Origin of the sequence: Streptomyces sp. KLMMK, from assembly GCF_036961605.1 — a bacterium.
Lineage (GTDB): Bacteria > Actinomycetota > Actinomycetes > Streptomycetales > Streptomycetaceae > Streptomyces > Streptomyces telluris.
Map to the genome: position 1 here is coordinate 35,520 of NZ_JBAMDC010000028.1, position 9,901 is coordinate 45,420.

General features: G+C 71.7%; 4 protein-coding genes and 1 pseudogene. 1 reads left to right on the forward strand and 4 read right to left on the reverse strand.

Translation table 11 applies throughout. The annotated features are described in order from the left end of the window. Positions 1-345: 345 nt before the first annotated feature. Positions 346-1,404 carry an EF-Tu/IF-2/RF-3 family GTPase gene (locus tag V7793_RS08345; RefSeq protein WP_336003770.1) on the forward strand — a complete coding sequence of 353 codons (1,059 nt, stop codon included), beginning with the start codon at positions 346-348 and terminating at the stop codon, positions 1,402-1,404. Between the two features lie 443 nt (positions 1,405-1,847). On the opposite strand, the gene V7793_RS08350 is transcribed toward V7793_RS08345, so the two are convergent. The 4 genes and pseudogenes from V7793_RS08350 to V7793_RS08365 form a co-directional block, all read right to left on the reverse strand. Continuing rightward, positions 1,848-2,954, reverse strand: coding sequence for a hypothetical protein (locus tag V7793_RS08350; protein ID WP_336003771.1), 1,107 nt, complete (start codon positions 2,952-2,954; stop codon positions 1,848-1,850). Positions 2,955-3,674: 720 nt separating this feature from the next. Next, positions 3,675-4,907, reverse strand: coding sequence for a cytochrome P450 (locus V7793_RS08355; protein ID WP_336003772.1), 1,233 nt, complete (start codon positions 4,905-4,907; stop codon positions 3,675-3,677). Then, positions 4,904-8,680: pseudogene (locus V7793_RS08360) on the reverse strand (type I polyketide synthase); the annotation flags it as partial. The gene V7793_RS08355 and the pseudogene V7793_RS08360, both read right to left, overlap by 4 nt. Before the next feature lie 55 nt (positions 8,681-8,735). Then, on the reverse strand, positions 8,736-9,901 hold a 1,166-nt coding region (locus V7793_RS08365), incomplete at its 5' end, for a KR domain-containing protein (protein WP_336003775.1).

Sequence of the window (9,901 nt, forward strand, 5' to 3'; positions counted from 1 at the left end):
CTTGTGTAGCGCGGGCGGCGGGCCAGCAGTTTTCCCTTCGGCGGGAATGACGCAAAGACTCTTGGGCTGGCTGGATCTCTCCCTCTCACCGTCCAAGGCCGGGTCGGTCTGACCGCAGTGTAAAACCGCCGCCGCGCCTGGGGCCCGGGAGGTACCTCTCCTCTGCCACTTCGCGAGGGTGGCATCTACGGTGCCGCCGGGGCCGAGGTGACGCCGTCGTTGATCCGGTACTTACTCCCGGTCTCCGGCCGGTCGGCGAAGGTTGGCGCACTCGGAGCCGGGTTTCCCACGATCCACGACTCTATCGATTGGTCCGGTCAATGATCGGCCGTCGAGAATGGGCCGATGGACGAAGCGATGATCAGAGCAGGCCGGGAGACGGAGTACGTCGGCGTTCCGGGCAGCGGCACGACCACGTTGATCGAGGGGGTCGCCCGGGCCATAGGCCACGTCCCCATGGCGCGGCACTTCACGGCACTCGACTGGCCGCCCCGCACGAGCAGCGTCAAGAAGCTGACTCAGGGGCATCGCCACGCCGTGGTGCTCGTGCTGTCGGCGACCGACGGAGCGACTCCCGCCACCGGGGAACTGCTGCGGCTTGTCAGAGCGGTCGGCGTGGAACACGTGGCCGTGTTCGTGAACAAGCCCGACCTGCTGCCGGACCGGGAGCTCCAGCAGGTCCTGGCGCTGGAGGTCCGCGACCTGCTGCGGCAGCACGCATACCCGGCCGAGGAGGTACCGATTATCTTCGGCTCGGCACGACAGCCGTCAGCCGCCGAGGAACTGCTGGCCGTGACGGCCGGCTTCCCCGCCGCGCCCCGCGAGCGCGACATGCCCTTCCTGATGCCGGTCGAGGACGTCTTCGCCCTCTCCGGTCCCCACCCACGCACGATGCTCACCGGCCGGATAGAGCGCGGAGTCCTGAGGGTGGGCGACGAGGTGGAGTACGTCGGTCTGCGCACCTCGGGCACCGCTACCGTCACCGCCGTCGAAAAGTTCGGTGAGCGCCTCGAAGCGGCGGAGGCCGGGGAAAACGTTGGCCTTGAGCTGCGGGGCCTCACGCGCCGGGACGTCGGGCGCGGCCAAGTCCTCGCCGCCCCCGGCTCGGCCACGGCGCACAGCCTCTTCGAAGCGGAGGTGTACGTCCTCCCGGAGGAAGACGGCGGCCGCGACGTGACCTTCGCGGGGCGCCAAGCCCAGTTCTGCTTCCGCACGACGGACGTCACCAGGCAGATCACGGTCCTCCGGCAGGGTGGCCAGGACCTCGACGTGTCCCGGGGCGGACCGGCCTTCCTGAAGGTTCGGCTCGCCGAGCCGATCGCCATGGAGAGGGGAATGCGGTTCTCCATCCGGGAGGCGGGCAAGGCAGTCGGCGGCGGAGTCGTCACAGCCATCCCGCACTAGCTCGCCGCCCGGGGAGCGATGTTCGGACGCAGGCCCGATCCGCCTCTCCCCACATCCCGCCTCCTTGCCCAGAGCCAGGTCCCACCGTGCTGAGCGCCCTAGATACGCCACCGTTGCGCCGGCATAGCCACCAAGTGCTCAGCGGTCCCCGGGGGAGCACGGTCAGTCTCCACCCGCGGGCAGGCCGATGTGTACAGGAACATCACTAACAGCGCCCCAGGACCCCATACCCCAACCACCGACCCTCCCCAATGAAAACCAGTTCCCCTTGCCAGCATCAACGCACACGAAGTGTCGTCCCCGCACCCGCCGGGGGCAGTGCGCATCCCCACTCGGCCCGGACTTGGCTCCGCGTTATCCCCTCACCGGTGAGGTCGCCCTGCTGGCATCGGCTGCCAGCGGTCGAGGCCGCTTTCCGGCCCGCAGCGCCAGCAGCCAGCCAGCTAGAAGATGTCGGCCGATCTGTCCTGCGTGAGGTTCTCGAGGATGGTGCGCATCCACGGGCTGCGAACGGCCGGTAGCCGGACCAAGGTGTGCTGGAACGTTCCCCGGTCGGCCCGGAACAGGTAGTTGGGGCGTGGTGGGGGCGGGTCGTCGCGGAGGACGTCTTGGGGGATGACGCCCGATGCGGGAGTCGGCAAGTGCGGCTGGGGAGAGACCAGCCACAGCCACACCCCCAGCGGCAGAGGCACGAGGTAGGCCGATGCAGCCGGGCCGGCTGGGGTCCAGGTCTGGCCCGTCTGGGGATGGACCGGTACGAGGAGGATGTCAACGCCTGCGTCGGGTGAGGGTTCTCCTGGTCCAGCCAGGGCGGCGCGCCGCGTTGGCGGGCCTGCGGGCAGCAGGGTGTCGAGCGCGCGTTGGAACACGTCTGTGGTCAGACCGTTGGGAACCTTCACCGGCTGCCCTTGGGAGGCCACCAGCAGGTGAGCGAGCGCCTGGCCGGCTGCCGCCTCCCATTGGGGACTCCACGACCAGTAGTGGCTCGACCCAAGCCGTCCTCCCCATGTGGTGATCGGCTCGAAAGGGGGCGTGCTCTCCCCTCTCTCTGCCAGCTCCGCCCAGGAGAACGGCGCAGCGTGGACACCGTCGACGAGTACGCGGCGCACGGCGTCCGAGCTGAGCCGCACTGTCTGCCAGAGCGAGCAGTCGTCGACCCTGGTTGCCACGGGCAGGTCGCACGCTTCGCAGGCCATGTTGGGCCCGTCGGCCCCGTCGAGGCCACAGCAGGCACCGCCGCGCTTCTCGGGGATGAGCCGGGTTCCGCGGATATCGCCGGGCGCGATGACGATCGCCCCGGGCGTGCTGTCGGACAGGGCGTAGACCGGTGCGTAGATGCCGCGCGCCTCCGCCTCGCGCGGATCGATCTCGTCCCACATCCGCCACGGCCCTCCCCAGGGGTCCAGGTCCACGGCAAACGTCCCCGGCTCCATGAGTACCGGAAGCTGGACCCCATTCCCGTACTTCTGACGAGCGTGGGCCGGAAGGGAGACCTCAGACAAGGGGACGGTCAGCTCGGCATCGCACCGCGCACAAACGAAAACGAACAAAAACCCCTCCGTATGGGAAACAGCTGCATCGTCGCAGCTCGGCGGCAGCCTGCCAACGTGTTTCCTCATCCGTCATGGAGCGTCAACGCAGACTGGGCGGATGCCAGCGGCCGCATCTGCCGGACCCAAGCGGCTTAGTACGCCGGTTGTCGATGTGGTCCATGACGAGCTTCTGGGCGGGCCTCAGGCACGGATTCGCCGTTGGCGCGCAGGGGGGGCGGGCATAGGCGGTCATGCCGTCGTCGACGACCTGGGGGGTGTCCACCGTGCCGACCACGGTCGCGGACGGACGCCTGCCCTTCGAGGGACTTCTCCCGGATCTACTCGCGCTCGGACTCGGGCCATGCCGGCGAAAAGCGCGAACAGGGCGGCGCCATGCCCTGACGGGTCGGGTCGTACAGGCCTTGGAGGGGGCCGGTGAGGAGTTCGAGCTGGGTCGGCCGGGGGTGCGGTCCCTCAGACGTACTCAGGGCGGCAGGCATCACTCGAAGCCGTCCGCCTCGGCCACCTCGCCGAAACCCACCACCGCCCCCGCCGTCGGCAACCCCACCCGCCGGTCAACACAAACAGGTCCTGACCGGCACGAACATGCGCCGAGCCTTCACGCCCTACCGGCACCTACAGCAAGCCCCCTCCGAGCGTCGAAGTCTCAGCCGCGCCGGATCCGGCCGACCTGCCGCTACCCACCGGAAGCCGGTGGACCCCCGGTGCCGGTGGTGGTCATTCCGGGCCGCCCTGCCAGGTCACGCGCATCGTCTCCGGGCCCCGGACGTGCGGACGTTCCTTCCACTTGAGGTCGCGGACGGTCAGTTCCGGGGTTCTGGTGAGCAGCACCCGCAGTCCCTCCTGGAGGTCGATGCGCCCGAGCTGGGCGCCGACGCAGTAGTGCGCGCCATGGCCGAAGCTGAGGTGTCCACCGGGTGGCCGGGTGAAGTCGATCGCGTCGGGGTCCTCGAATCGGGCCGGGTCGTGGTTGGCCGACTCGTTGGCGACGGTCAGGGCTTCGCCCGCGCGCACCAGCGTGCCGCCGACGTTGACGTCCTCCCGTGCATAGCGGACGAACAGGCCGGGCCCGGCGGAGGCGTTGTAGCGCAGCAGTTCCTCGACCGCCGCCGGCAGCTCGGCCGGATTCGCACGCAGGCGGTTCCAGAGCGCACGGTCGCCCCGCGTGAGGACGTAGACGCAGTTCGGAATCTGGGTGGTGACCGCCTCGAACCTGGCCAGCAGCAGGCCGACGACCATGTCGATCAGCTCGGTGTCGGTGAGCCGGTCATCCTCGTCCCGGGCCTGGATCATCGCCGACATCAGGTCGTCGCGGGGGCGGGCCCGACGCTCGGCGATGAGCTGCTCGGTGCAGGCGCGCAGGGCACCGAACCGCCGCATCATGTCCTCGGGGCCGACGGCGCTGCCGGGCATCAGCGCCTCGCTGGTCGACTCGAAGACCTCCCGGTCCGAGGCCGGCACGCCGACCAGGTCGCAGATGGACAGCACGCTCATCTGCTGCGCGTAGTCCGCCACGATGTCCATGCCCGGCCCGGCGTTCATCGCCGACGACAGCAGGTCGTCCGCCGCCGCGTGCACCGTCGGGCGCTGCGCTTCCATACGGGATTTGCTGAGGGCTTTCATCAACAGCTTGCGCAGCCGGGTGTGTTCGGGGGCGTCCAGGGTGATCAGCCCGGCCAGGTCGGTCGCCTCGTCCGGGCGCGGATAGTCCCGGCCGACCGACATCGCGCGGCTGAAGCGCTCATCGCCCAGCACCAGCCGGGCGTCCTCGTAGCGGGTGACCAGCCAGGTGGGTTCACCGTAGGCGAGCCGCACCCGGAGCAGCCCCTTGCGCTGCCGTAGCTCCCGGAACCGCTCGTGGACCTCGATGCCGCGGCCTTCATCGAAGGGGAAGTGCTCCAGTGCCTCTGCGGCGTCGGGTAGGTCGGGAAGATCGGGAACGGTCGTCATAGGGGCTGCACCTCCGTGAGCCAGTCGTGCAGGTTGGACGAGATCAGGTCGGCGTGCTGGGACAGGATGGTGAAGTGATCGCCGGGCAGCGTGCGCACGCGGTGCGCCAGTTCGGCCGGGAACGGGTGGTCCTCCGAGCTGGTGGGCATGCCCGCGACGACCTCGCTGGCGAGCAGGTGCAGGATCGGCGCCTTCAGCGGGCCGGGCCGCCAGCCGCTGAAGATCCTGCTGTAGCCGCCCATCGCCGCGATCTGGCCGCTGGTGGTCACTGTCCGGTCCGGACGGTCGAGCGACATGCCCATGAGGTCACGTCGCCGGATCTGCTCGCGCATGAACTCGCTGCGGGTCTCGGTCTGGTCCATCTCCTCCTCCGGCAGGTACGAGTCCAGCAGCAGCAGCGCGGTGACGGGGACGCCGGTCTGCTCCAGGTGCGTGGCCAGCTCGTGCGCCAGCCAGCCGCCCGAGGAGTAGCCCGCGATGATCAACGGGGTGCCGGCCAGCTCACGGTGCAGCGGTTTCGCCAGCATCCGCATCAGGGCGGCACGGTCGGCGGGCAGCGGGGCCTCGCCCGCGAATCCGGGCGACCACAGCGACCACACGTCGGACGCGGGGTCCAGCCCGGCGTGCAGGTAGGAGTAGGGCAGGTCCAGGTTGGGGAAGATCGGCGGGGTGAGGCCGACGATCGTGGGGCCACCCGCGCCCGCCCCCACCTGGCGCAGTTCGGCGAGATCGCGCGGATCGTCCTGGTCGAACGTGTCGCGGGTCTCGGAGGCCGCGCGGGCCAGGCGGAGGGCGACGTTGATCCGGCCGGTGCGGATCGCCCGGATGTAGAACGAGGCCAGGCTGCCGTCGTTTTCGTCGGCGTTCTCGGGTGCCGGGTCCACCGGCCCGGTGCCGGATTCCGGGACCTTGTTCCCGGGCCGGGCGGTTCCCGCGATCTCGTCGAGCGTGCCCTCCTCGGCGCGGGCGGCCAGCTTTTCCAGCACGCGTTCGGTGAGGTCGGCCACCGTGGGATAGTTCAGGACGTCGGCGAGTTCGATCTCGACACCGGCATCGGTGGTGAGTTGATCGCGCAGATCCTCCGCGCCCAGCGAGTCCATCCCGAGATCGCGGAACGTGTCCTCGGCGTCGACCTGGTCATCCGGTCCGTTGCCCAGCGCCCGGTTCAGGCACTCACGAACCAGCGTCTCGACGTGGTGGTTGCGCTCCTGCTCGGGCAGTGCCCACAGCAGAGCCGCGGGCGAGCGGCGATCGGGCTCGCGCGTCCCGGGGTCGTCGGAGATCAGCACCGGCATGGTCCACTCGCGTTCGATCCAGTACCGGCTGCGCTGGAAGGCGTAGCCGGGCAACGGGATACGCCGCGCACCGGCGCCGGCCAGCACGGCACGCCAGTCCACCGCCGCGCCCATCACGTACGCGCGGCCCAGTGCGCGCACGATCGCCGCTGAACCGGTCACCGCGCTCTCCGTCTCCTCCGGCACGGCCAGCACGGCGGGACCGTCGGACAGCGTGGCGGCCATGCCCGCGGTGTCCCCACCGAACACGAGCAGCAGCCGGTGACCGTCGGCCCGCAGCTCGCGGGCGACCGAGTCGGATGCGGCAGCCGGCACCGTGCGGTAGTCGTCCTCGGCCGGACGGTCCCGCAGCCAACGGCCGGTGTCCCCGCACAGCACCGGCACACCGGGCGCGGGGGGCGGGACATCCACGACGTCGGGTTCAACGCCCGCGGGGCACCCGGCCGCGATCCGCAGCGCCGAGGACAGGGAGAGCCATCCGACCGCCCAGGACGCGGCCAGCCGGCCGGATCCGTGTCCCGCCAACGCCGCCGGGCGCACCCCGGACGCGCACCACATGCGTGTCACGCCGGTCAGCACGGCCAGCGTGGCCGGGGCCAGCACGTCCGGCCGGTCCAGTGGTGGCGCGTCCGGGGCGCCGCGAAGCACGTCCGTCAGCGACCAGCCGACCAGCCCGGCCAGCGTGGCCGCACATGCGGAGAGGTGCTCGGCGAACGGCTCGGCCTCGGCGTACTGCGTGGCCAGCGCGCGCACCACGGCCGGGGTGCACTCGTGCGGGTACAGGAACGCGGTGGTGCCGTTGCGCACGGCGGTGCCGGAGACCGCCACCGTGGCGCTCCCGGTGTCGTTCCGGCCCGTGCTCAGCGCGGTCAGGCCGGCGGCGAGGTCGGCCGGGCGGGAGCCGAACACCACCGCGCGGTGCGGCAGGTGCGCCCGGGTGGTGGCCAGCGACCACGACAGGTCCAGCAGATCCGGGTGCGCCCGGTCGAGGTACTCGTGCAGCGCGGCCGCCTGCGCGGACAGCGCCTGTTCGGTACTGCCCGACAGGGTCCAGGCCAGCAGTGGCGGGACGGCCCGGTCGCCGGGCTCGGTGTCCGGGTCGGGCCCCGGGTCCTCCAGGATCACGTGCGCATTGGTGCCGCCGACTCCGAACGCGGACACGCCCGCCCGCCGGGGACGCCCGCCGCGCGGCCACGGGACTGCGCTGGTGAGCAGTTCGACCCCGCCCTGCGCCCAGTCGACCCGGGGGGTCACCGTGCCGGTGTGCAGGGTCCTGGGCAGCGTGCTGTGCCGCATGGCCAGCACCATCTTCACCACGCCGGCGACTCCGGCTGCGGCCTGGGTGTGGGCGAGGTTCGACTTCACCGCGCCGACCAGCAGCGGCGGCCGGTCGCCGCGGTGGCGGCCGTACCCGGCCAGCAGCGCCTGCGCCTCGATCGGGTCGCCGAGCGCGGTACCCGTGCCGTGCGCCTCCACCGCGTCGACGTCCGCGGGCGACAGGCCGGCCGAAGCGAGCGCGTCGGCGATCACCTGCTGCTGGGCGGTTCCGTTCGGGGCGGTCAGCCCGGAAGAGGTGCCGTCGGAGTTGATCGCCGATCCGCGCAGCAGCGCGAGCACCTGATGGCCGTGCCGCCGCGCGTCGGAAAGCTTCTCCAGCACCAGCATCCCGGCACCCTCGCCCCACGCGGTGCCGTCGGCGGCCGAGGAGAAGGGCTTGCACCGCCCGTCCGGCGCCAAGGCGCGTTGCCGGGCGTAGTCGATGAACAGCAGCGGGCTGGACAGGACGGTCACCCCGCCCGCGAGCGCCAGGGTGCACTCGCCCGCGCGCAGCGACTGCGCGGCCAGGTGGATCCCGACCAGGGACGAGGAACAGGCGGTGTCCACCGTGAGCACGGGTCCCTGAAGGCCGAACACATAGGCCAGCCGACCGGAGGTCACGCTGCCCGCGTTGCCGATGGAGAGCTGGCCCAGCATGTCCTCGGGCATCTCGCGGACCGCCGTGGCGTAGTCCGCGTTGGACAGTCCGAGGAACACGCCGGTGCGGCTGCCGCGCAGCCCGGCCGGATCGATGCCGGCGGACTCCAGCGCCTGCCAGGTGACCTCCAGCGCGATCCGCTGCTGCGGGTCCATGCCGAGCGCCTCGCGCGGCGAAATGCCGAAGAACTCGGCATCGAAGTCGGCCGCGTCGTCGAGGAAGGCACCGTGCCGGACGTAGGAGCGGCCCGGCGTGCCCGGTTCCGGGTGGTAGATCTGGTCTTCGGTCCAGCCGCGGCCGGCCGGGAACCCGGTGATCACGTCCCGCTCCGCGGCGAGCAGGTCCCACAGCTCCTCCGGCGAGCCGACCCCACCGCCGAACCGGCAGCCCATGCCGACCACGGCCACCGGGTCGTCGACGGGGTTCTCCAGCTCCCGCAACCGCTCCCGGGTGCGCTGGAGTTCCGCGGTGACCCGCTGGAAGTACTTGACGAGCTTCGGATCCTCGCCCACAGCTTTCGATTCCTCTCCGGTCGGCCGGGCGGCCCCGGCTGCTGGTTCACGCATCGCCGAGTTCCCGGTCCACGAAGGCGTAGAGCTGGTCCACGGAGGCCGAGCTCAGCTCGTCCATCCCGGGCCCCGGCTCGCCGTCCAGCGCGCGCAGCGCCGCCCGCAGTCGTCCGCGCAGCGCGTCGCGCTGCGCGTCCTCGCCGGCCAGCGCCTCCTCGACCGCCTGCGCGAGTCCGGAGAGCTGATCCGGGCCGCGCTCGGCAGGGCCGTCCGCCGGTTCCTCCGCGCCGGTGGCATCCGGCGCGACCTCCGTGCCGAGGTGCGCCGCGAGGATGGCGGGAGTGGGGTGGTCGAACACCAATGTGGCGGGCAGGTTCAGGCCTGTGGCGGTGTTGAGCCGGTTGCGCAGCTCGACCGAACTCAGTGAGTCGAATCCGAGGTCTCCGAACGGACCGTCCGCGGGCACCCCGTCCGCGGACGGGTAGCCGAGCACGGCCGCGATCTGCCCGAGCACCAGGTTGAGGAGCTGCCGGTCCCGTTCGGTGGGGCTCAGCCCGCCCAGCCTGCGGGCCAGGTCCGCCGGGGACTCGGCGGGCGCGGCGGACCGCGCGGAGCGCCGGCGGCGGGCCGGGCGGACCAGATCGCGCAGCAACGGCGGAATGCCCTCCTCTCCCAGACCGGCCACGGTGACCGGATCCAGCCCGATGGGCACCAGGTGGACCCTGTCCGAGCCGTTCGCGGTGTCCCAGAGGGCCAGGCCCTGCGCGACGGTCAGCGCGCGGATCCCGGTGCGGTCCATCCGGGCCCGGTCCGCGGCGGCCAGCCCGCCGCCCATCCCGTCGGTCGTGCCGGCCCCGCTGTCCGGCGCCCACAGGCCCCAGCCCAGCGAGCGGGCCGGGAGCCCGGCGGCGGCCCGCTGGTTCATGAGCGCGTCCAGGAAGGCGTTCGCCGCGGCGTAAGCCCCCTGGCCCGCGGTGCCGAACACGCCGGCGGCGGAGGAGAAGCACGTGAACCCGGCGAGGTCGAGCTCCCGGGTCAGCTCATGCAGGTGCCAGGCTCCGTCGACCTTCGGCGCCAGCACGTTCTCCACTTGCCCATCGGTCAGTGACTCCACCAAACCGTCGTCCAGCACACCGGCCGCGTGGATTACGGCGGTGAGCGGGTGTGCCGCGGGCACCTCGGCCAGCACCCGGGCCACGTCGTCCCGCCGGGCGA

What these genes read in the sequence shown, in the direction of transcription:
- V7793_RS08355 (WP_336003772.1), bottom strand. Translation starts at nt 4,907, where the DNA reads ATGACGACCGTTCCCGATCTTCCCGACCTACCCGACGCCGCAGAGGCA.
- V7793_RS08345 (WP_336003770.1), top strand. Translation starts at nt 346, where the DNA reads ATGGACGAAGCGATGATCAGAGCAGGCCGGGAGACGGAGTACGTCGGC.